At 73.7% G+C, this 20,224-nt stretch carries 22 protein-coding genes; 11 read left to right on the top strand and 11 right to left on the bottom strand.

Features of this window, described 5'->3' with window-relative positions; genetic code table 11:
• Positions 1-11 precede the first annotated feature (11 nt).
• The gene (locus tag ACFXJ5_RS34100; RefSeq protein WP_384639941.1) at positions 12-548 is read right to left on the bottom strand and encodes a gamma carbonic anhydrase family protein; all 537 of its coding nucleotides are present in this window, start codon (positions 546-548) and stop codon (positions 12-14) included.
• A 325-nt stretch (positions 549-873) separates the two neighbouring features.
• Here ACFXJ5_RS34100 and ACFXJ5_RS34095 point away from each other — a divergent pair, with 325 nt between their 5' ends.
• Positions 874-1,677 (top strand): acyltransferase, encoded by an 804-nt coding sequence (locus ACFXJ5_RS34095; protein WP_384639939.1) that lies wholly within the window; start codon positions 874-876, stop codon positions 1,675-1,677.
• Here the strand turns inward: ACFXJ5_RS34095 and ACFXJ5_RS34090 are convergent.
• Positions 1,643-2,269: an alpha-ketoglutarate-dependent dioxygenase AlkB gene (locus ACFXJ5_RS34090; protein WP_384639936.1), complete on the bottom strand. Its 627-nt coding sequence runs from the start codon at positions 2,267-2,269 to the stop codon at positions 1,643-1,645. The two genes, ACFXJ5_RS34095 and ACFXJ5_RS34090, sit on opposite strands and share 35 nt — an antisense overlap.
• Positions 2,270-2,382: 113 nt before the next feature.
• On the opposite strand from ACFXJ5_RS34090, the gene ACFXJ5_RS34085 reads away from it, so the two are divergent.
• Both ACFXJ5_RS34085 and ACFXJ5_RS34080 read left to right on the top strand, forming a co-directional pair.
• Positions 2,383-2,940, top strand: coding sequence for a YbaK/EbsC family protein (locus tag ACFXJ5_RS34085; RefSeq protein ID WP_384639933.1), 558 nt, complete (start codon positions 2,383-2,385; stop codon positions 2,938-2,940).
• Positions 2,937-3,758 carry a GNAT family N-acetyltransferase gene (locus tag ACFXJ5_RS34080; RefSeq protein ID WP_384639931.1) on the top strand — a complete coding sequence of 274 codons (822 nt, stop codon included), beginning with the start codon at positions 2,937-2,939 and terminating at the stop codon, positions 3,756-3,758. The genes ACFXJ5_RS34085 and ACFXJ5_RS34080 overlap by 4 nt, the downstream gene beginning before the upstream one ends.
• On the opposite strand, the gene ACFXJ5_RS34075 is transcribed toward ACFXJ5_RS34080, so the two are convergent.
• Both ACFXJ5_RS34075 and ACFXJ5_RS34070 read right to left on the bottom strand, forming a co-directional pair.
• Positions 3,742-4,242 (bottom strand): GNAT family N-acetyltransferase, encoded by a 501-nt coding sequence (locus ACFXJ5_RS34075; RefSeq protein ID WP_384639928.1) that lies wholly within the window; start codon positions 4,240-4,242, stop codon positions 3,742-3,744. The genes ACFXJ5_RS34080 and ACFXJ5_RS34075 overlap by 17 nt on opposite strands.
• Before the next feature lie 23 nt (positions 4,243-4,265).
• Positions 4,266-4,673 (bottom strand): CoA-binding protein, encoded by a 408-nt coding sequence (locus tag ACFXJ5_RS34070; protein WP_384639925.1) that lies wholly within the window; start codon positions 4,671-4,673, stop codon positions 4,266-4,268.
• 172 nt (positions 4,674-4,845) lie between these two features.
• Between ACFXJ5_RS34070 and ACFXJ5_RS34065 the strand changes: the two genes are divergently transcribed.
• From ACFXJ5_RS34065 to ACFXJ5_RS34045, 5 genes are all read left to right on the top strand, one after another.
• A complete protein-coding gene (locus tag ACFXJ5_RS34065) occupies positions 4,846-5,073 on the top strand; it encodes an SRPBCC domain-containing protein (protein WP_384639922.1) in 228 nt (75 codons plus the stop codon).
• Positions 5,054-5,278: an SRPBCC domain-containing protein gene (locus ACFXJ5_RS34060; protein WP_384639920.1), complete on the top strand. Its 225-nt coding sequence runs from the start codon at positions 5,054-5,056 to the stop codon at positions 5,276-5,278. Before ACFXJ5_RS34065 ends, ACFXJ5_RS34060 begins: the two co-directional genes overlap by 20 nt.
• 35 nt (positions 5,279-5,313) lie before the next feature.
• Complete coding sequence (locus ACFXJ5_RS34055; RefSeq protein WP_384639917.1) at positions 5,314-5,949, top strand: YigZ family protein; 636 nt, start codon at positions 5,314-5,316, stop codon at positions 5,947-5,949.
• A gap of 229 nt (positions 5,950-6,178) precedes the next feature.
• Entirely contained in the window at positions 6,179-7,339 is a 1,161-nt protein-coding gene (locus ACFXJ5_RS34050; protein ID WP_384639914.1) for an exonuclease SbcCD subunit D, read from the top strand.
• The gene (locus ACFXJ5_RS34045; RefSeq protein ID WP_384639912.1) at positions 7,339-10,329 is read left to right on the top strand and encodes an AAA family ATPase; all 2,991 of its coding nucleotides are present in this window, start codon (positions 7,339-7,341) and stop codon (positions 10,327-10,329) included. The genes ACFXJ5_RS34050 and ACFXJ5_RS34045 overlap by 1 nt, the downstream gene beginning before the upstream one ends.
• A 15-nt stretch (positions 10,330-10,344) precedes the next feature.
• On the opposite strand, the gene ACFXJ5_RS34040 is transcribed toward ACFXJ5_RS34045, so the two are convergent.
• Positions 10,345-10,794: an Lrp/AsnC family transcriptional regulator gene (locus tag ACFXJ5_RS34040; protein WP_384639909.1), complete on the bottom strand. Its 450-nt coding sequence runs from the start codon at positions 10,792-10,794 to the stop codon at positions 10,345-10,347.
• Positions 10,795-10,888: 94 nt separating this feature from the next.
• Here ACFXJ5_RS34040 and ACFXJ5_RS34035 point away from each other — a divergent pair, with 94 nt between their 5' ends.
• Positions 10,889-11,359, top strand: a complete 471-nt coding sequence (locus ACFXJ5_RS34035; protein ID WP_384639906.1) for a rhodanese-like domain-containing protein — start codon at positions 10,889-10,891, stop codon at positions 11,357-11,359.
• Between the two features lie 35 nt (positions 11,360-11,394).
• On the opposite strand, the gene ACFXJ5_RS34030 is transcribed toward ACFXJ5_RS34035, so the two are convergent.
• Genes ACFXJ5_RS34030 through ACFXJ5_RS34015 form a run of 4 tightly spaced genes read right to left on the bottom strand, consistent with a single transcriptional unit; the run spans position 11,395 to position 15,094 of the window.
• The gene (locus ACFXJ5_RS34030; protein WP_384639903.1) at positions 11,395-11,931 is read right to left on the bottom strand and encodes a GNAT family N-acetyltransferase; all 537 of its coding nucleotides are present in this window, start codon (positions 11,929-11,931) and stop codon (positions 11,395-11,397) included.
• Between the two features lie 38 nt (positions 11,932-11,969).
• A complete protein-coding gene (locus ACFXJ5_RS34025; RefSeq protein WP_384639900.1) occupies positions 11,970-12,842 on the bottom strand; it encodes an ATP-grasp domain-containing protein in 873 nt (290 codons plus the stop codon).
• A gap of 41 nt (positions 12,843-12,883) precedes the next feature.
• Positions 12,884-14,563, bottom strand: coding sequence for a DUF885 domain-containing protein (locus tag ACFXJ5_RS34020; RefSeq protein WP_384639897.1), 1,680 nt, complete (start codon positions 14,561-14,563; stop codon positions 12,884-12,886).
• A gap of 48 nt (positions 14,564-14,611) precedes the next feature.
• A complete protein-coding gene (locus ACFXJ5_RS34015; RefSeq protein ID WP_384639894.1) occupies positions 14,612-15,094 on the bottom strand; it encodes an Lrp/AsnC family transcriptional regulator in 483 nt (160 codons plus the stop codon).
• 60 nt (positions 15,095-15,154) lie between these two features.
• Here ACFXJ5_RS34015 and ACFXJ5_RS34010 point away from each other — a divergent pair, with 60 nt between their 5' ends.
• The gene (locus ACFXJ5_RS34010) at positions 15,155-16,312 is read left to right on the top strand and encodes a trans-sulfuration enzyme family protein (protein WP_384639892.1); all 1,158 of its coding nucleotides are present in this window, start codon (positions 15,155-15,157) and stop codon (positions 16,310-16,312) included.
• On the opposite strand, the gene ACFXJ5_RS34005 is transcribed toward ACFXJ5_RS34010, so the two are convergent.
• Positions 16,266-17,612 carry a GNAT family N-acetyltransferase gene (locus ACFXJ5_RS34005; RefSeq protein ID WP_384639889.1) on the bottom strand — a complete coding sequence of 449 codons (1,347 nt, stop codon included), beginning with the start codon at positions 17,610-17,612 and terminating at the stop codon, positions 16,266-16,268. The genes ACFXJ5_RS34010 and ACFXJ5_RS34005 overlap by 47 nt on opposite strands.
• 82 nt (positions 17,613-17,694) lie before the next feature.
• The gene (locus tag ACFXJ5_RS34000; protein ID WP_384639886.1) at positions 17,695-18,210 is read right to left on the bottom strand and encodes a DUF1990 family protein; all 516 of its coding nucleotides are present in this window, start codon (positions 18,208-18,210) and stop codon (positions 17,695-17,697) included.
• Between the two features lie 288 nt (positions 18,211-18,498).
• Between ACFXJ5_RS34000 and ACFXJ5_RS33995 the strand changes: the two genes are divergently transcribed.
• Positions 18,499-20,224: PucR family transcriptional regulator ligand-binding domain-containing protein (locus tag ACFXJ5_RS33995; RefSeq protein WP_384639884.1), on the top strand; the 1,726-nt coding region annotated here is incomplete at its 3' end.

The raw sequence follows: 20,224 nt of genomic DNA, 5'->3' as shown, positions 1-20,224 counted from the left end.
GGTCCTGCGGCCTATTCCGGCGCGAAGGCGGCGCGGTGCTCCCGCGCCAGCAGGACGTAGTGCTCGGCGTTGAGCCGTACCGACTCCCGCTCCTCGGCGGTGAGTTCGCGCCGCACCTTGGCCGGCACCCCCGCCACCAGCGAGCCCGACGGCACGCGCATGCCCTGCGGTACGAGGGCGCCCGCCGCGATCAGTGAGCCCGAGCCGATGTGGGCGCCGTTGAGGACGGTCGCGCCCATGCCGACCAGGACGTCGTCCTCGACCACACAGCCATGCAGGACCGCGTTGTGGCCGACGGTGACCCGCTCGCCGATGACGGCGGGGAAGCCGGGGTCGGCATGCACGGTGGAGTTGTCCTGGACATTGCTGCCGGCGCCGATGCTGATCGCCTCGGCGTCGCCGCGCACCACCGTGTGGTACCAGACGCTGGACCCGGCGGCCATCGTCACGTTGCCCAGGACCACCGAGGTCGGCGCGGTGAACGCGTCTGGGTCGAGCTGCGGCTTGTGCCCCGCCACGCCCGCCACCAACGCCATCGGCTCCGCCATGGTCTTCCGCCTCGTCTCAGGGTCCGTGGTGTGTCGGTCAGCACCGTAGCCGCGCGGTTGCGGTGATCGCGCGGCGGGTGGCGCGTAGAACGTGAACGCCGAGCTCTCCCACGGCCTGCCGCGCCCCCGCGCTCGACGGGATGCCGCGGATCGGGCTGGACGAGGGGGCCTGGAGCGGATCGCCGCCGACGAGGGGCTGCGCAAGCGCGGCCACCGCGATCTGCCGGTGGTCGCACCCCCGGGGCCGGCGGTGCGACCACCGTGTCCGCCACCGCCCGGTCGTCCGGGCTGCGGGGGAGCTACGCCTGAGCTGTACGGTGAGCAGGTGCCGAAAAACGAGAACCTGTTCTCCTCCGGGGCCCGGGCCGTGGTGGCCTGGCGCCGCCGCACCGCCTCCCGCGCGGTCCACCGCGGGTGGCGGTGGATGCAGTCCGCGGGCGCCGTCACCGCCGACCGCCCCGGGCCGCTGCGCTTCGGCCGAATAGGCACCGGCACCCGCCTCGCCTTCCCCCAGGGCACCGTCTTCGGCGAGCCCTGGATCCACCTCGGCGACCACTGCATCATCGGCGAGCAGGTCACCCTCACGGCCGGCATGATGCCCGGCCTCGACCTCGGCCCCGACCCCATCCTCCGGCTCGGCAACGGCGTCGTCCTCGGCCGGGGCAGCCATGTCATCGCCTCGCAGTCGGTCGTCTTCGGCGACGACGTCTTCTGCGGCCCCTACGTCTACGTCACCAGTGACAACCACTCGTACGACGACCCCGAACAGCCCGTCGGCCGCCAGTGGCCCCGCTCCGCCCCCGTCGAGATCGGCTCCGGCAGCTGGCTCGGCGCCGGCGCGGTGATCCTGCCCGGCGCCCGCCTCGGCCGCAACGTCGTCGTCGCGGCCGGCGCCGTCGTACGGGGCGAGGTGCCGGACCACGCCGTGGTCGCCGGGGCGCCCGCCCGGATCGTGCGCCGCTGGGACCCGGAAGCCGGCTGGCAGCCCCCGCTGCGCACCCCGCCGCCCGTCCCGATCCCGGCGGAGGCGACGGCGGAGCAGCTGGTCGCGCTGGCGGAGTGGGCGGAGCTTCAGGGCTGTGACGATGAGACGCTCACGCCACCCCACGCGGCCGGAACTGGACACTGATCCGCGGGCCCACCCTCCCGGCGGTCTTCGGCACCGCGTGGTCATAGGTGCGCTGGCAGGACCCGCCCATGACCAGCAGGTCACCGTGGCCCAGCGAGCGCCGCACGGCCGGTCCGCCGCCGTGGCGAGGACGTAGCAGCAGATGGCGCGCCTCGCCCAGGGAGGCGATCGCCACCATCGTGTTCTGGGTGTCACCCCGGCCGATGCGGTCGCCGTGCCAGGCCACGCTGTCGCGTCCGTCGCGGTAGTAGCACAGCCCCGCGCTGACGAACGGTTCGCCCAGCTCGGCCGCGTAATGCCGGCTGAGGGTCTCGCGGGCCTCGGCGAGCAGCGGATGCGGGAGCCGTTCGGCCTCCTTGTAGTAGCGGAGCAGGCGCGGCACATCGACCTCGCGGTCGTACATCATGCGCCGTTCCGCCCGCCACGGCACGGAGTCCACCAGCGCCTCGAACAGCTCGTCGGCGCCCGTCACCCAGCCGGGCAGCTCGTCGATCCAGGCTCCGTGGCCAAGCTGCGTCCGGCGTATGCCGGTCAGCGGCAGCAGACCGAGTTCGGAGCTGTCGAAGAGTGAGCCTTGGAGATGGCGGGCCATGACCCCAGAGTAGAACGTACGATCGATTAACGGGAGGTGGGCTCGCTCACCCCGCCGCCCGCCGTGTCCGACCCCCCGCCACCGCGCTGACCGGCTGGGCTAGCGTTCTTCGTATGCCTGCACCCATCGGAAATTTCGACGAGGCCCGGCCGGCCATTGAGGTCCTGGGCCTGCTCGCCCCGCCTGTCGCCGCCGCGATCACCGGCTGGCAGGGCGAGGTGCCGGTCGAGGAGCTGATCCACGTCGACAGCGACCCCGACAAGGCCGACACCGCCGTCTGGGCCGAGACCTACGGCGTGACGCTGGAGCAGTCCGCCAACTGCGTGGTCGTCGCCGGCAAGCGCGGCCAGGAGGTGACCCTCGCCGCCTGCGTCGTGCTCGCCACGACCCGCGCCGACGTCAACGGCCTGGTCCGCCGCCACATCGGCGCCCGCAAGGCCTCCTTCGCCCCGATGGACACCGCCGTCGGCGCCTCCGACATGGAGTACGGCGGGATCACCCCCATCGGCCTGCCGCCCGGCTGGCCGCTGCTGGTCGACGCGGCCGTCGCCGACTCCCCGTACGTCGTCATCGGCAGCGGCCGCAGGCGCGGCAAGCTGCTCGTACCCGGCAAGGCCCTGGCCGGGCTGCCGGGTGCCGTCGTCCTCGAAGGGCTGGGGCTGCCCGTATGACCGGGGGAACCGCCCTGCTGGGCCGGCTGGAGGGCTTCTACGACACGGTGCCCCGGGCCGGCGCCCGCGTCGAGGACCACGGACCGCTCACCCTCTTCGTCCGCGAGGGCCTGGGCTGGCCCTTCTACGCGCGCCCCGCGCTCGGCCACCCGGGACCGATCAGCGCCGCCGACGTCGCCCGGGTCCGCGCCCGGCAGCGCGAACTGCGGGTGCCCGAGGCCTTCGAATGGGTCCACGAGACCTCGCCCACCCTGCGCGCGGCGGCCGAACAGGCGGGCCTGGCGGTGCACGCGCACCCCCTGATGGTCCTGGACCCGGAAGCGCCCGCCCCGGCGGTGCCCGGGCCCGTCGACGGCGTCTCCGTACGGATCCTGGCGGCCGCCGACCCCGCCCTGCCCACCGCCCTCACCGTGCCCCACCTCGCCTTCGCCGACCCCGGCACCCGTATCGGCACCGCCGGCACCACCGCCCTCACCGCCCTGGTGCCGCTGCACGCCGACCGCGCCGCCATCGAGCGCGCCACCGGCCGCATCCTGGCCGGGCTCACCGTCTTCGCCGCCGCCGTCGACGGCACGACATCCCTGTGCGCAGGCCAGTACAACCCGGTCGGCGAGGTCTGCGAGGTCGTCGGCATCGGTACGCTCCCCAGCGCCCGGCGGCGCGGACTCGCCCTCGCCGTCACCGCCGCCCTGGTCCGGGACGCGGTGGCCAACGGCATGCGTACGGTCTTCCTGTCCGCCGGGGACGAGGACGTGGCCCGGATCTACGCCCGGCTGGGCTTCCGCCGCGTCGGCACGGCGCTCATCGCGGAGCCCTGAGGCGCCCGCTGACGTCCAGCGACAGCGCCGTCGAGTGCTCGGTGAAGCCGAAGCCCCGGTAGAGGTGCTCGGCGTCGGGCGTGGCGTGCAGGTCGACCCGGGTGACGCCCTGCCCGGCGAACCAGTCGAGGAGCGCCTCGGTGGTGGTGCGGGCATGGCCACGGCCCCGGTAGCGCGGGTCGGTGCAGACATTGAAGACGAAGCCGAACCGGCCGGTCGGGTGCCCCGGCGCGGGCAGGCGCTGCTCGACCGTGCCGACCGCGCACGCGGCGAGATGCGGCGCTTCGCCGCCGGGTGCGCCGTCGACCACGAACGCCCCGACGGTGGCTCCGGTTTCGCCCGCGAGCTGCGCGCGCAGCAGCTTCTCGCCCGCGGCCTCCCACTCCCCGGGCTCGTCACGGCCCTTCATGGCGTGGAACATCAGGCGGCGCAGCCGTACCAGTTCGGCGGCGTCATCGGGTCGTGCGAGGCGTACGTCGGACATGGCCGCACGCTACCCGCCCCGGCTCACCGCAGGCGAGGGATTTCGATCGCCGGGCAGCGGTCCATCACCATCAGCAGCCCCGCCTCGCGCGCCCGGTGGTAGGCCTCCTCGTCGACGACGCCGAGCTGGAACCACACCGCCTTCGCCCCGATGCCCACCGCCTCGTCCGCGACCGGACCCGCCAGCTCGGAGTTGACGAAGACATCGACGACGTCGACCTCGAAGGGGATCGCGTCGAGGGAGGGATAGCCCTTCTCCCCGTGTACGGTCTCGGCCTTCGGATGCACGGGCACGATCCGCTTCCCGTAGCGCTGCAGCACGTCGGCCACGCCGTACGCGGCACGGCGCTGGTTCGTGGACAGGCCGACGACGGCCCAGGTGTCACCGACCTCGGTGAGGATCTTGCGAATGGCCGCTGGGTCGCCGTACACGGCTGCCTCCTGAGGGATGGAAGGTCTGCTGCTGTCCTGGCCAACGGGTGCGTGATGCGGGAGATTCCCGTCCCGGGCGCCTGCGAACGGCCCTCGGGCGCGGCGATGAGTTCCGGGCCGGCGGACCGTCTACCCCATCGACAGCCGACACGGTTCACGAAGGAGCAGAGACATGGCACAGCAGACGGTCACGACGACGGACAACGACTTCACCATCACCCGGACCTTCCCGGCCCCCCTCGCCACGGTGTGGGCCACCTGGACCGACCCGGCGCACTTCCAGCAGTGGTTCCACGCCAAGCCCGGGTCGGTCGAGCTCGAGGTGCGCGCCCGGCGCCCCGTGGAAGGCGGTCCTGGAGACCCCGGCCGGCGAGATGGCCATGTCGGGCGTCTACCGTGAGGTGGTCGAGGGCCAGAAGCTCGTGTGGACCATCGAGACCCCGGACGAGCCGGTGGTGATGACGGCGACCTTCTCCGAGCGCGACGGCCGGACCCTCGCCACCTACCACCAGAACCTCGTCGGTCCCTACTCGTGCGACCAGGCCGTCGCCGGCGCCACCCAGATCCTCGACGGCTTCGAGCAGCACCTCGGCACGGTCTCCTGAACGGCCAGCTGTCGGGCTGCGCATAGGCTGGGGGAATGGCGGCGGAGCGGTATCTGACGGTCGGGCGCGAGGGTGTCCACGAGAGCGAGATCAAGCGCTCGCGATTCCTGTGCGCGCTCGCGCCTGCCGCCAGCGAGGAGGCCGCCCAGGCCTTCGTCCAGCGGATCCGCAAGCAGCACCCCGGTGCCACCCACAACTGCTTCGCCTACGTCATCGGCGCCGACGGCCGCATCCACAAGGCAGGCGACGACGGCGAACCCGGCGGCACCGCCGGCACCCCCATGCTCCAGGTGCTGCTCCGCCGTGAGATCCGCGACGTCGTCGCCGTCGTCACCCGCTACTACGGCGGCGTCCAGCTCGGCGCCGGCGGCCTCGTCCGCGCCTACGGCGGCGCGGTCTCCGCCGCCCTCGACGACCTGGGCACCATCGAGCGGCAGAAGCTCGCCCTGGTGACCGTCGCCGTCGACCACCAGCGGGCCGGCAAGCTCGAGAACGACCTGCGCGCGGCCGGCCGCGCGGTGCGCGACGTCCACTACGGCGCGGACGTCCGCATCGACCTGGGCATCCCCGAGGAGGAACTCGGCGCCTTCCGGGCGTGGTTGGCCGACGCGACCGCCGGCGCGGCCGTGATGGAGACGACCGGCGCCGCGTACGTGGACGTGGACGGGTAGCCACCCCACCCCAGCCTTGCTCCGAACCCTTGCCCCGGGCGGGGCACATTGTGGCGCTTTGCGCCAACCAGCCTCCGGCTGTCAGACGTGAGTGCAACACTGAGGGCCGTGAGGGAGCGAGGACCGCCTGGGACTACGGTGGTCCGTGCTGAAGGCTGGGTCCTGGACCGTTGGCGTGGCGGCGGTTGCGGGGTCGGAGGAGGGGCGAGATGCGGTTCGGAGAGTTTTCTTGAGGCTTCTGCACACCTCCGACTGGCATCTGGGACGGTCCTTCCACCGGGTCGGTCTGCTCGACGCCCAGGCGGCCTTCATCGACCACCTGGTGAGCGTGGTGCGCGCCGAGCGCGTCGACGTGGTCCTCGTCGCCGGTGATGTCTACGACCGGGCGCTGCCCTCGCTGCCCGCCGTCGAGCTGTTCGACGACGCCCTTCACCGGCTCGCCGGCCTCGGGGTGCCCACGGTGATGATCTCCGGCAACCACGACTCGGCCCGCCGGCTCGGCGTCGCGGCCGGCCTCATCGACCGCGCCGGGATCCACCTGCGTACCGACCCGGCGGGCTGCGCGGCGCCGGTGGTGCTGGCCGACGAGCACGGCGAGGTCGCCTTCTACGGTTTGCCGTACCTCGAACCGGCCCTCGTACGCGATGAGTTCGGGCTCAGCCGGGCCGGGCACACCGAGGTGGTCGGCGCCGCCATGGACCGGGTGCGCGCCGATCTGGCGGGGCGACCGGCGGGGACCCGGTCGGTGGTGCTGGCGCATGCCTTCGTCACCGGTGGGGCGGCCTGCGACAGCGAGCGGGACATCACGGTGGGCGGGGTCGCGGCCGTGCCGGCGGAGGTGTTCGACGGGGCGGACTATGTGGCCCTGGGGCATCTGCACGGCTGCCAGACGATCACGGAGCGGGTGCGTTACTCCGGCTCGCCGCTCGCGTACTCCTTCTCGGAGGCCGGGCACCGCAAGAGCATGTGGCTGGTCGACCTCGGCGCGGACGGCGCCGTCACCGCCGAGCGCGTCGACTGCCCGGTGCCCCGGCCGCTGGCCCGGCTCCGGGGCCGCCTCGACGACCTGCTCGCCGACCCGGCCCACGAACGGCACGAGGACTCCTGGGTCGAGGCCACCCTCACCGACCCGCACCGCCCGCACGAGCCCATGGCCCGGCTGCGCAAGCGATTCCCGCACGCCCTGGCCCTGGCCTTCGAGCCCGAACGCACCGGCGAGGACCCGCTCGCCTCGTACGCGCAGCGGCTGCGCGGCCGCACCGACCAGCAGATCGCCGAGGACTTCGTCACCCACGTACGCGGCTCCGCCCCCGACCCCCGCGAGCGGGACGTGCTGAGCGACGCCATCGACGCGGTCCGCGCCACCGAAGCCCGGGCGGAGGTCAACTGATGCGCCTGCACCGCCTCACCCTCACCGCCTTCGGCCCCTTCGCCGGCAGCCAGAGCGTCGACTTCGACGAACTGTCGTCCGCCGGGCTCTTCCTGCTGCACGGCGCGACCGGCGCCGGCAAGACCTCCGTCCTGGACGGCGTGTGCTTCGCGCTCTACGGAGGCGTGCCGGGCGCCCGCCCGCTCGCCCGGCTGCGCAGCGACCACGCCGACCCCGACACGCCCACCGAGGTCGTCCTCGACCTCACCGTCGGCGGGCGGCGGCTGGAGATCACCCGCCGCCCCGAGCAGCTGCGGCCGAAGAAACGCGGCACCGGCATGACCCCCGACAAGGCCGTCACGCTGCTGCGCGAGCACACCGGCGGCCAGTGGCGAGCCCTGTCGAAGTCCCACCAGGAGGTCGGCGAGGAGCTGCTGCGGCTCATCGGGATGAGCAAGGAGCAGTTCTGCCAGGTCGTGCTGCTGCCGCAGGGCGAGTTCGCGGGCTTCCTGCGCGCCGGGGCCACCGAACGGGCCGCGCTGCTGGGGCGGCTCTTCGACACCCGCCGCTTCAAGGCCGTCGAGGACTGGCTCCGCGACCGCCGCCGCACCGCCGAACAGCACATCCGCACCGGCGACCAGGAACTGGTCAACCTCGCCCACCGCATGCAGCAGGCGGCCGGCGAAGGCGCCGAACCGCCCGCGGACTGGACACCCGGTGACGCCGAACTCGCCGAGCACATCCTCCAATGGGCCGCCGTCCTGCGCTCCACCGCCCGCGAACAGGACGGCATCGCCCAGGCCGCCCTGCGCGAGGCCGAGGCCGCGCACACCGCCGCCCGGCGCGAGGCCGACTCCGCACGGGAGCTGTACGCACTCCAGCAGCGGCACGCCGCCGCCGTCCGCCGCGCCGCCGAACTGGCCGCCGTACGCCCCGAACGCGACGCCACCCGCGCCCGGCTGGAGCAGGCCCGCCGCGCCGCCGCCGTCGAACCCGCCCTGGACCTGCGGGAGAAGGCCGCCCGCGAACACACCGCCGCCCAGGCCGCCGAGCGAGCCGCAAGGACCGGGCTGCCCGACGGACTCACCGAGGCCGGGGCCGGCCAGCTCACCCAGCACGAACACCGGCTCCGTGAGGAACTCGGCTCCCTCGCCGAGGCCGGGCGCGCCGAACAGCGCGCAGCCGAACTGGCCGCCGAAAGCCACCGCCTGGAGCGCGAGACACACGGGGCCGAGCAGCTCGTCGCTGACGCCGACGCCTGGCTCGACGGCTGGGAGACCACCCGCCAGTCGCTCCGGCAACGCCTCGACTCCGCCCAGGCCGCCACCGCCCGCACCGCCGAACTCGCCGCCGCCCGCGACCAGGCACGCCGCAAACTCGACGCCGCCCGCGCCCGCGACGACCACGCCCGGACCCTCCAGCGGGCCGAGGAACGCCTGCGTACCGCCCGCGACACGGCCGCCGAGGCCCGCGAGGCCTGGCACGACACGCGCGAGGCCCGCATCGCCGGCATCGCCGCCGAACTCGCCGCCGGGCTCGAGGACGGCCACGCCTGCCTGGTCTGCGGCTCGCCCCAACACCCAGACCCCGCCCGCCCCTCCGGCGCCCGCGTCACCGCCGACGACGAGGAACGCGCCCACGCCGCCTACCAGTTGGCCCTCACCGCCCAGGGCGACGCCCAGGACGCGGTGAGCCGGGCCCGCGCCGCCCTCGACGCCGCCCACGCCGAGGCCGGGCCGGCGTCCGTCGCCGAACTCGACGCCGCTCATGCCGTCGTGGACCGCGACCACGCCGACAACGCCGTCCTCGCCGCCGACGCCCGCACCGCCCGCGACGCCCTCGACCGCGCCGAGGCCGAGCACGACCACCGCGCCGCCGAGCGCCGCCACGCCGCCACCCGCATCGCCACCCTCACCGCCCACCGCGAAGGCCTCGACCGCCAGCACGCCGACCTGGCCGGACAACTGGCCCGCGCCCGTGGCCCGTACGCCACCGTGGCCGAGCGCCGCACCCGCCTTGCCGCCGACATCGAGCAGGTCTCGTACGCCGCGCAAACCGTCCGTACGGAACAGGAGACCGCCCAGCGCGTCAAGGAGGCCGACGCACGACTCGCCGACGCCGCCTACCGCGCCGGGTTCGACACGCCCGAGTCGGCGGACGCCGCCCTGCTGCCCCAGCATGAACGGCAGCGCCTCGAACTGCGCGCAGAGCAGTGGCAGCGCGAGGAGGCCGCCGTCACCGCCGACCTCACCGCCCTCGACCTCTCCGAAGCCGCCGCCCGGCCCCCCGCCGACCCCGACCACGCCGCGCGAGCCGCCGAAGCCGCCAACCGCCGCCTCCAGCACGCCGCCGCGCGAGCCGCCACCGCCCGCGACCGCTGCGCCGAACTCGACGCCCTCGGGGCCCAGGCCGCCGCCCGCACCACCGAACTCGCCCCCGCCCGCGCCGCGTACGCCCGGCTGCGCCGCCTCGCCGACCTGGCCGCCGGCACGTCCTCCGAGAACCAGCTCAAGATGGAGCTGGAGACCTACGTCCTGGCCGCCCGCCTCGAACAGGTCGCCGCCGCAGCCAGCCTCCGGCTCCAGCGCATGTCCTCCGGCCGCTACACCCTGCTCCACAGCGACGCCCGGGCCTCCCGGGGCTCCCGCTCCGGCCTCGGTCTCCTCGCCGTCGACGCCTGGACCGGCACCGAACGCGACACCGCCACCCTCTCCGGCGGCGAGACCTTCTTCGCCTCCCTCGCCCTCGCCCTCGGCCTCGCCGACGTCGTCACCGACGAGGCCGGAGGCATGCGCCTGGACACCCTCTTCATCGACGAGGGCTTCGGCAGCCTCGACGAACAGACCCTCGACGAGGTCCTCGACGTCCTCGACGCCCTCCGCGAGCGCGACCGCGCCGTCGGCATCGTCAGCCACGTCGCCGACCTCCGCCAGCGCATCCCCGCCCAACTCCAGGTCCTCAAGGGTCAGCGCGGCTCAACTCTGCGCCACCGCACGGCGTCCGAGCGGTGACGCCGGGGGAGGGGGTCAAACCTGTGAGACAGCCCGCCGTTCGAGCGGTGACGAGTACACCACGCTCGTCGTCACGGACCCCAGCCCCGCGATTCGGCCCGCCGTTTCCTCGAGGTGTCGCATCGAGCGGGCGGCCACCTTCAGCACGAAGCAGTCCTCGCCCGTGACGTGATGGGCCTCGAGGATCTCGGGTGTCGCGGCAAGGAGGTCGTGGAACGGCTTGTAGTTGCCGTGCGGGTAGCGCAGCCGGACGAAGGCCAGGATCGGCAGCCCGATCCGGTCGTGGTCGATCACCGCCGAATACCCGCTGATCACCCCCGCCTCCTCCAGCCGCCGCACCCGCTCGGTGACCGCGCTCGGCGACATGGACACGGCCCGCGCCAGCTCGGCGTAACTGGCCCGGCCGTCGCTCTGCAGGGCTTCCAGAATGCGCCAGTCGGTGGCGTCGAGGGAATGAACGGTCATAGGCGAGATGTAGCAGGGAATTCCCCGGCGGAGCAAGGGAAGGACCGGGGAATCTCAGTTCCCGGGCGCCGCCGAGATCCGTACATTCGTGGCCATGACACAGCAGCTCACCGCCCCTCAGCCCACCGCCACCCCCGCCGAGGCGGCCGCCTACTTCGCCGCCTGCCTCGCCTTCCACACCGACGTCTCCGATGTCGCCGCCGCACTCTCCTCCGGCGACGACCCGGGCTTCACCCTCATCGACTCCCGTTCCACCCAGTCGTGGGACCAGGGCCACATCCCCGGGGCCCTCCACCTCCCCACCAGCCGGATCCCCCACCTCGCCGCCGAGTTCCTCGACCCCGCCCGCCCGCTCGTCGTCCACTGCTGGGGCCCCGGCTGCAACGGCGCCACCCGCGCCGCATACGCCCTCGCCTCCCTCGGCTACCAGGTCAAGGAAATGCTCGGCGGCATGGAGTACTGGATCCGCGAAGGCTTCCCCTACGCCACCGCCGAAGGCCCCGACCAGCGCCCCGCCGACCCCCTGACCGCGCCCGTCGCGCCGGAGGCGGCCTGTGGCTGCTGAGCGTCAGCGCTCCGGCCGCAGGAATGGCATGTCCTTTACGACGCGGCCGGGCCGGTCAGCACGTACGCCCGCAGGCCGTCCAGGTCGGCGACGCGCGTGAAGCCGACCCGCTCCAGGACCCGCTGGGAGGCGTGGTTGTCGGGGTCGGTGGTCGCGAGGACCGTACGGACCTCCGGTCGGGTCAGGGCCCAGCGGGATATCAGCCGGGCGGCGTCGGTGGCCCAGCCCACGCCGCGGGCGGCGGGGACGAGGTCGTAGCCGATCTCGGCGACGCCTTCCTCGGAGGGCGGGCCGTGGAAGCCGATGCCGCCGACCGCGACCAGGTCGTCGGAGCGCTGGATCGCGAACAGGCCCCAGCCGGGTGCGTACAGCCCGGCCATGGCTGCCTTGACGGTCATACCGGCCGCGGTGATCGTGCCGTCGCCGGGCAGTCCGCCGAGCCACTCCAGGGTCCCGGTGGCGCCGTCGGCCAGTTGCGCGGCCTCGGCGGGGAGTTGCTCGCGCAGGGTGACCCGGTCGCCGTCCGTGAGGACGAGGCGGCCGTCGTCGGTGTGCGTGGCGTGCAGGAGCATCGAAGGTGAACCGTCCTGTCTTTCATGAGTCTCTCTGATCAATCCGATACGGCGGCCAGCGCCTTGAACAGCGGCGCCGGATCAGCGCCCGCGGGCAGATCGCTGACCTGTCCGTCACCCACCTCGACGACCCGCCACCGCCCGTCCTCGTGCAACGCGAGATCGGTCGTCACGAACGGGCACTCCAGCGCCGCGACCAGCGGCCATAGGGCGTCAAGTCCCGGCTCCGGCAGCACCCCCGGGCTGTCCGGGTGTGCCGTGACGAGTACGGGTTTCCCGCCGACCCACCACGCCCGGGCCTCGCCTGCGCCCGGGGCGAAGCTCTCGAAGGCCCGTACGACGACGCCTCCGGCCAGGAAGTCCCCTTGCAGCTCGACGAGCCGGGCGACCACGGCCGCGAGACCGTCCGGGTCGGCGAGGTCCGGGACGTAACAGGCCTCGTCCCACTCGTGCTTGCGGGACTTGACGTAGTCCTTGACGACCCCCGGACCGCCGCCGAGCGGGGCGGTGAGCCGCGCCAGCACCGCCGCGCCCGGCGCGACCCCGGGAGGGGTGGGCAGCCAAACGCTGCGCGGCGTCAGCGCCGCGAACGTCGCGTACCAGCCCGGGAGTTCATGCGCCCGGCGATAGGAAGCGGGAGAGGTCAGCAGGCGTACGCCCCGTTCCGCCAGCGCGCCGTCCAACGCGGTGTACGCGCTCGCGGGGACCATCCAGCCCCGGTACCACGCGGGGCCGGCGCCGGGCGGGACGGCCGCGACGGCCGCCGCCGGATCACCCGCGAGCAGCGCGTCGTGGTCGATCAGGGCAACCCGGTGCCCCAACTCCCGTGCCGCCCGCGCCTCCCCGGCGAAGTGCGGATCCGCCCGACGTGGACCGAGCGGATCCGCGCAGACGATGAACGTCGCCCCCATGCCCGGCACCCTACCCCGGGCGCCGAACGGCTCTTGGGTAATTACAACCGGGACAGCTCGTCCACCAGGTCGTCCAGCCCCAGCGAGCCCTGCGAAAGGGCGGCCATGTGCCAGGCCTTGGGGTCGAAGGAGTCACCGTGCGCCTTGCGGGCGGCGGCGCGGCCGGCGAGCCAGGCGCGCTCGCCGAGCTTGTAGCCGATGGCCTGGCCGGGGATGCCGAGGTAGCGGACCAGCTCGCTGTCGAGCATGGCGGCGGGCAGGCCGTTGTAGAGCCCGAAGAACTCACGGCCCAGCTCGGGCGTCCAGCGCTCGCCGGGGCGGAAGGGGCTGTGGTCCGGGATGGGGAGTTCCAGGTGCATACCGATGTCGAGGACGACACGGGTGGCGCGCAGCATCTGGGCGTTGAGGTAGCCGAGCCGGCGGCCGGGGTCGGTGAGGAAGCCGAGCTCGTCCATGAGGCGCTCGGCGTACAGGGCCCAGCCCTCCGCGTTGGCGCTGACCTGGCCGAGGGAGGCCTGGTAGCGGGAGATGCGGTCGGCGACGTAGACCCACTGGGCGAGCTGGAGGTGGTGGCCCGGCACGCCCTCGTGGTACCAGGTGCTGACCAGGTCCCAGACGGGGAAGCGGTCCTTGCCCTGCGTGGGCAGCCAGGTGCGGCCGGGGCGGGAGAAGTCCAGCGAGGGCGCGGTGTAGTAGGGCGCGGCGGCGCTGCCGGGCGGCGCGATCCGCGACTCGACCCGCCGTACGGGCTCGGCGAGGTCGAAGTGGGTGCCGTCGAGCGCGGCGATCGCCTCGTCCATCAGCCCCTGCAGCCACTCCTGCACGGCGTCGACCCCCTCGATGGCCTCGCCCTCGACATCGAGGTGCCGCAGGGCCTCCAGCGGGGTGGCGCCGGGCAGCACCTTCTCCGCCTCCTTGCGCATCTCGGCGTCGAGGCGGTGGAACTCCTCCCAGCCCCAGGCGTACGCCTCGTCCAGGTCCAGGTCGGAGCCGGTCCAGTAGCGCGCCCAGCGGGCGTAGCGCTCGCGGCCGACGCCGTCCGGGGCGCCCTCGACAGCGGGGGCGTAGACGTCCCGCAGCCAGTCGCGCAGGGTGGCGATCCCGGCGGTGGCGTCGCCGGCCGCCGCGTCCAGCTCCTCGCGCAGCGACTCCGGACCGCCGGCCGCCAGCTCGGCGAACCAGCTGCGGCCGCTCTCCCCGCCCAGCCACTCGCCGAACTGCTCGACCACCGTGGCGACCTGACGCGGAGCGGCCGGCAGCTTGAGGTCCAGGCCCTCCGCCAGGGACTCGCGGTAGCCGGCCAGCGCGGCCGGAACGGCCCGCAGCCGGGCGGCGATCGCGGCCCAGTCCTCCTCGGTCTCGGTCGGCATCATCATGAAGACGCCACGCACCGAATGCGCCGGGGTGAAGAGGTTGCTGACGGCGCGCAGCCCCTCGCCCGCCTCGTGCACGGCCAGTTCGGCGGTCAGCCGCTCGCGCAGCAGCCGGGCGCAGCGGCGCTCGGCCTCGTCGTCCACGGGCCCGGCCGCGTCGAGCTCGGCGAGGGTCCGGCGGGCGAGATCCGCGAGGGCCTCGTGCCCGGCGGGGGAGTAGTCGGGAAGCCGGTCCTGAACGGCGCGTACGCCGAGGTAGGTGCCGGTGACCGGCTCCAGCTCGGTGTAGGCGTCGACGTACGCGTCGGCGATCTGTCGGGGCAGCCTGCGGTCTTCAGTGGTGGACATGCGCACATCCTCGTACGACGTGGCAGGTCACGTCACCACCGCATCCGATCACCTGGCCGGTGTGGGCGGCAGCAGGGGACCGCAGTCCCACTGCTGGAAGATCAACCGGGTCTCCACCTGCGCGACTTCGGGCCGTGCCGTGAACTCGTCGATGACCAGCCGCTGCAGATCCGCCGTCCCGGCCACCGCGACGTGCACCAGATAGTCGTCCGGTCCGGCGAGATGGAACAGCGCCCGGGACTCCGGCAGTGCCCTGATCCGCTCGACGAACGGGCCGATCAGCTCCCGGCGGTGCGGCCGCACCTGCACCGACAGCAGTGCCTCCAGCGGCCGCCCGAGCCGGACGGGGTCGACCCGCAGCCGGTCGCCGGTGATCACGCCGGTGCGGCGCAGCCGTGCGACCCGGTCCAGGCAGGTCGAGGGCGCGATCCCGACGGCGGCGGCGAGGTCGCGGTAGGTGGTCCGGGCGTCGTTCTGCAGAAGCCGCAGAATCTCCAGGTCCACCGGATCCAGAAGCACAGAATCGGACATCGGCCGAACGTAGCACGGGCACCGCGGACTACCGCCCGGTAATTGTTCACGATCGCCTCCATGCAGCCACGATCGCTCGCTACCGAGGCCGTGCACGCCGGCCGCGAGGACCTCGCGGAACTCGGCCTTCACGCCGTCCCCCTGGACCTGTCCACCACCTACCCGTCCTACGACACCCGGGCCGAGGCCGCCCGCCTCGATGCCTTCGCCGCCACCGGTGAACTCCCGGCCGGACCCCCCGTCTACGCCCGCCTGGACAACCCCACCACCGCCCGCTTCGAAACGGCCCTCGCCCGCCTCGAAGGCGCCGAGGCCGCGGTCGCCTTCGCCAGCGGCATGGCCGCCCTCTGCGCCGTCCTGCTGGCCCGCGCCGCCATGGGACTGCGGCACGTCGTCGCGGTCCGCCCGCTGTACGGATGCAGCGACCACCTGCTGACCGCCGGGCTGCTCGGCACCGAGGTGACCTGGGTGGACCCGGCTGGCATCGCCGACGCCATCCGCCCCGACACGGGCCTGGTGATGGTCGAGACCCCCGCCAATCCGACCCTCGCCGAGCTGGACCTGCGGGCGGTGGCCCACTCGTGCGGCACGGTGCCGCTGCTGGCCGACAACACCTTTGCCACGCCCGTACTGCAGCGCCCGCTGGAGAGCGGCGCCCGGATCGTGCTGCACAGCGCCACCAAGTACCTGGGCGGCCACGGTGACGTACTCGGAGGAGTGGTGGCCTGCGACGCGGAGTTCGCCCGGCGGCTGCGCCAGGTGCGCTTCGCCACCGGCGGCGTACTGCATCCGCTGGCCGGCTATCTGCTGCTGCGCGGGCTGGCCACGCTTCCGGTACGGATGCGGGCGGCGTCGGCGACGGCGGCGCTGCTCGCCGAGCGGCTGGCAGCCGACCCCCGGGTGACCAGGACGCACTACCCGAGGATCGGCGGCGCGATGATCGCCTTCGAGGTGGCGGGCGACCCGCACGCCGTGACCGCCGGGGTGCGGTTGATCACCCCGGCGGTCAGCCTCGGCAGTGTGGACACCCTCATCCAGCACCCCGCGTCGATCAGCCATCGCATCGTCGACGAGGGCGACCGGCGGCGCGCCGGGGTCGGCGAGCGGCTGCTGCGGATGTCGGTCGGCCTGGAGGACCCGGAGGACCTGTGGGCCGACCTGGACGGTGCGCTCAGTGCGTCCGAGCGGGCGCGTCCGCAGGCGACAGTGTCGCGGTGATGACCAGGGTGCCGTCCTCGACCTGGTAGTCCAGCGGCAGGCCCAGGCGGCGCATGGTCGCGACCATGCCGGTGTTGGTCGCCTGGGTCACCGCGTAGACGCTGTCGCGGTTGGCACCGGCGGCCATGTCGGTCAGCCGGCGCAGCAGCTCGACGCCGATGCCCCGGCGCTGCCAGCCGTCCTCGACCAGCACGGCGACCTCGTTCTCGTCGCCGTCCCACAACAGGTGCGCCAGCGCGACGATCCGCCCCGAGGCGGTCTCCACGGCCAGGGTCTGCCCGAACCGGGGACTGAGCAGGTGCTCCAGGTAGCGGTGGGCGTCCCCTACCGGCCCGTGGTAGCGCTGGGCCAGCGTCGCGGGGGAGCAGCGGTCGTGCATCGCGCTCGCGGCGGCCAGGTCCTCGGGGCCGGCCCGCCGGATGGTGATCTCGTTGCCCTCCGGCAGCGTCAGCACATGGCGCGCCTCCGGCACCCGTGCCCCCAGCTGGGCGTCGAGCTCCACCAGCGCGCGGGCCCGGGCGAACTCGGTCGGCGTGAAGGGCAGGTACGCCCGCTCCACGGTGATGCTGCCTCCGGACGGGTCGCGCAGCCGCATCACGGTGCCCTCCAGCACCTCCTCGTACGGTGCCGAGCCCTGGCGGCCGGCGGGCAGCGAGCGGATGCTGCAACGGCCGAACAACTGGCGTAGCGCCAGCGGCAGTTCGGCGGCGTCCATGGCGGTGCGGGTGGCGAGGTTGAGCATCCGGGTCGGCGTGTCGACCAGGTCGTGCGTGTCGGCCCGCTCGACCCAGGTGTCACGGCCGCCGGCGGTGGTCACCGCCCGGGTGAGCCCGCCCGGCGCCAGCGACGCGGGGGCGCGCAGCAGGAACTCGTCCACCGTGCCCTCGGCCAGCGGATGGGCCTGGAGGGTGAGGATGTCGACCCCGTGGGCGGCCAGCGCGGTGCACACCGCGCCCAGGCTGCCCGGCGTGTCCCGCACGGTGGTGCGCAGCCGCCACAGGAGGGACGGGCCCGGATCCGCCGTGAGCGCCGGGTCCGAGTCGGTGTCCGTCGCCGGATCATGATCGGGCGCCGGCGGCGAATGGCTGTGGCGGCGTGCCCACCATGTGTGGAAGCCGGTGGTCGCGGCGAGGGCGGCCGCCGAGGCGCACAGCAGCGCGGGGCCGTCCGGGCCGTGGGCGACGAGATTGGCCAGCAGGTCGGCGGTGGCCACGGCGACGAAGAGCGCGGCGAGTTCGATCAGGTCGCGCCGCCAGTGGTGTTGGCGGGCTTTGGTGTTCGCAGACGTCAGATGAGGCATGTCATCACCATGCCTAAGGGTTGTTGCGTGATCACAAACGCACTATGACCGACGAGTAAAGGGTGAATCATGTCCGTTAAGTTCACCTTCCAGAGGTTTGGTTTTGAGCCAGTCGGCGCAGGCAGCTGCCATAGCGGCGGGCGATGACGCGCTGCGCCACCCGCCCGGCCGGGCCCGCCACCCGCAGGTACCAGGCCGCCGGCCGGCTGAAGGCGATCACGGTCAGCCAGACCGAACCGTCGGCCTCCCACTCCACGACGAAGGACTCCTCGCCGAGCTCCGGATGCCCGGCCAGCGTGCCGTACGCGAAGCCGGTCCGCCGCTCCTCGCGTACGGTCCACACCACCTCGCACGGGATCCGCACCGGCCCGGCCCGCATCGCCACCCGCACCCCCGGCGTCGCGTCCGGCGTGTCCGCCCCGATCCGCAGCCCGGCGGCCCGCTGCATCCGCCAGCCGAGCAGCGCGCGCCCGGCCGCAGCGAAGACCTCCGGGCCGTCCCCGAGTCGTACGCGCATCCGCAGCAGGTGATAGCCGGGTGGTGGCAACGACCCGGCATCCCGGGTCGCACCCACTTCTTCATACGTAAATCCGTCCATCCCCGCCATCCTCTCAAGGGGCCGCGACGGCCCCGCTACTGCCCCACGCGCCCCGGCTGCAACACCTGACTGAACAGCACCGTGCCGTCCTGCTCCCTCAGCCGCACCGTCAACTCGCCCGAGGCGGTGGGTGCCTTCACGAAGACCCGGTCCGGGCCGAAGTTACCCGTGTGCGACTTGTGTCGATCCGTTCCTAGTGGTGCCACATGCCCTGGACCCCAACGACCGGTGAACAACACGACATACACTCCACGTCCAAGGGGCAGCACGAGCGACGGGCTTACCGCTTTGAGCGACCAGACACCGGCCATCCCGCCGCAGGCCACCGCGGGGCGGCTCACCGTGCGTGACGTACTCGACCTGGAGCTGGTGGCGCCCTGGGGGGCGGAGGTCGTGGCGGGCGCGGCGCATCTGCACCGGGCGGTGCGGTGGCTGCATGTGGCCGAGGCACTGGACGTCGGGGTGATGCTCAACGGCGGGGAGATGGTGCTGACCACCGGGCTGTTGCTGGCCGGTGACGAGCGGGCCCAGCGGGAGTACATCGAGTCGATGCAGCGGGCCGACGTCGCGGCGGTCGTGCTGGGCCTGGGCCGGGCCTTCCGGACGACCCCCGAGCCGATGCGCCGCGCCGCGGAACGCTGCGGGGTGCCGCTGATCGTGCTGCACCGGCCCGCGCCCTTCGCCCGGCTGACGGAGGAGGTGCACTCGCGGCTGGCGCACGGCCGGTTCGCGAGCCTCGACCTGTCCGACCGGGTGCGGTCCTCGCTGACGACCCTCAACCTCTCGGGGGCGAGCCTGCAGCAGGTGCTCGACGAGATCGCCTCCTACAGCGGCTGCCCGGCCGTTCTGGTGAACCTGGCCCAGCGGGTGCTGGCCTCGGCAGGCGACAAGGGCTCGCTCAGCGAACTGCTCCGTGACTGGGACCGCGTCTCCCGGCAGGTGGCCGGGCTGTCCGGCGGCGGTCCGGTGACGGTCGGGCCCGACGGCTGGATCGTGGCGTCCCTGGAGGCCCGGGGGCGGCAGTGGGGCCGGCTGGTCCTCTTCGGCTACCAGGGCCCCGAGGAGTACGGACAGCTGCTGGCCGCCCGCGCCGCCGAGGCCCTGGTCATGCACCGCCTGCTCGGCGACCGCGACCGGGGCTGGGAGGACCAGGCCGCCGAATCGCTCCTCCTCGACCTCGCCTCGGGAGCCGCGCGCCCCGAGCAGTTGCTCGCCCGGGTCCGTGCGGCCGGGCTGCCCGTCAACAGACGCACCTTCGTGCCCGTCGTCGTACGCCTCCTCGACCACGGTCCCGACGGGCTGGACGACATGCCCGAACTCGTCGACCGCGTCCTGGCCGAGCAGCCCGGCGTCTCCGGCCTGGTGGCCCGGATCGGGCCGGCGGGCACGGCCGTGCTGCTGAGCATCCCGTACGGCCAGGACGCCGACGCCGCCGTGCACCGGGTCGCGGTGCAGGTGCACGAGGGGCTGAAGGCGAGCGCCCGGACCGCCGTCGCGGGGGCGGGCTTCGGCTGCTCGGAGCTGGACGAGCTGCGTCGTTCCTTCGTCGAGGCCGTGCACGTCGCCGACGCCGCGGTGGCCGGGCCCCCGGCGGCGCCGGTGGCGCGGCTGCGCGACGTACGGCTGCGCGGACTCGTACGGCTGCTGCGCGACGAGCCGGAGTTGCAGGCCTTCATCGAGCGCGAGCTCGGCCCGCTGCTGCAGAACCCCGACCTGCTGGACGTCCTGCGCACCTACCTCGACACCGGTCGCAACAAATCGCTCGCCGCCCAGATGCACCACGTCAGCCGCCCGGCCCTCTACCGGCGGCTGCAGAGCATCGAGGCCCTCCTCGGTACCGACCTGGACGACTGGGAGCAGCTCACCTCGCTCTACGTCGCCCTGCTCGCCCACGAGGCGCAGCGTGGGGGGGGGGCGGGGCCCCCCGCCCCCAGAACCCGCAACGGTTTCCGGGCCGGGAGAACCCGGGGACGCCGAGATAAATGTAGGGGGAGGGGGGCCCTACCGCCCCCCC

Source organism: Streptomyces sp. NPDC059373 (assembly GCF_042751495.1).
GTDB lineage: Bacteria > Actinomycetota > Actinomycetes > Streptomycetales > Streptomycetaceae > Actinacidiphila.
Note: the sequence above shows the minus strand (reverse complement) of the source record. Positions and strands in the feature narration are given on the sequence as shown.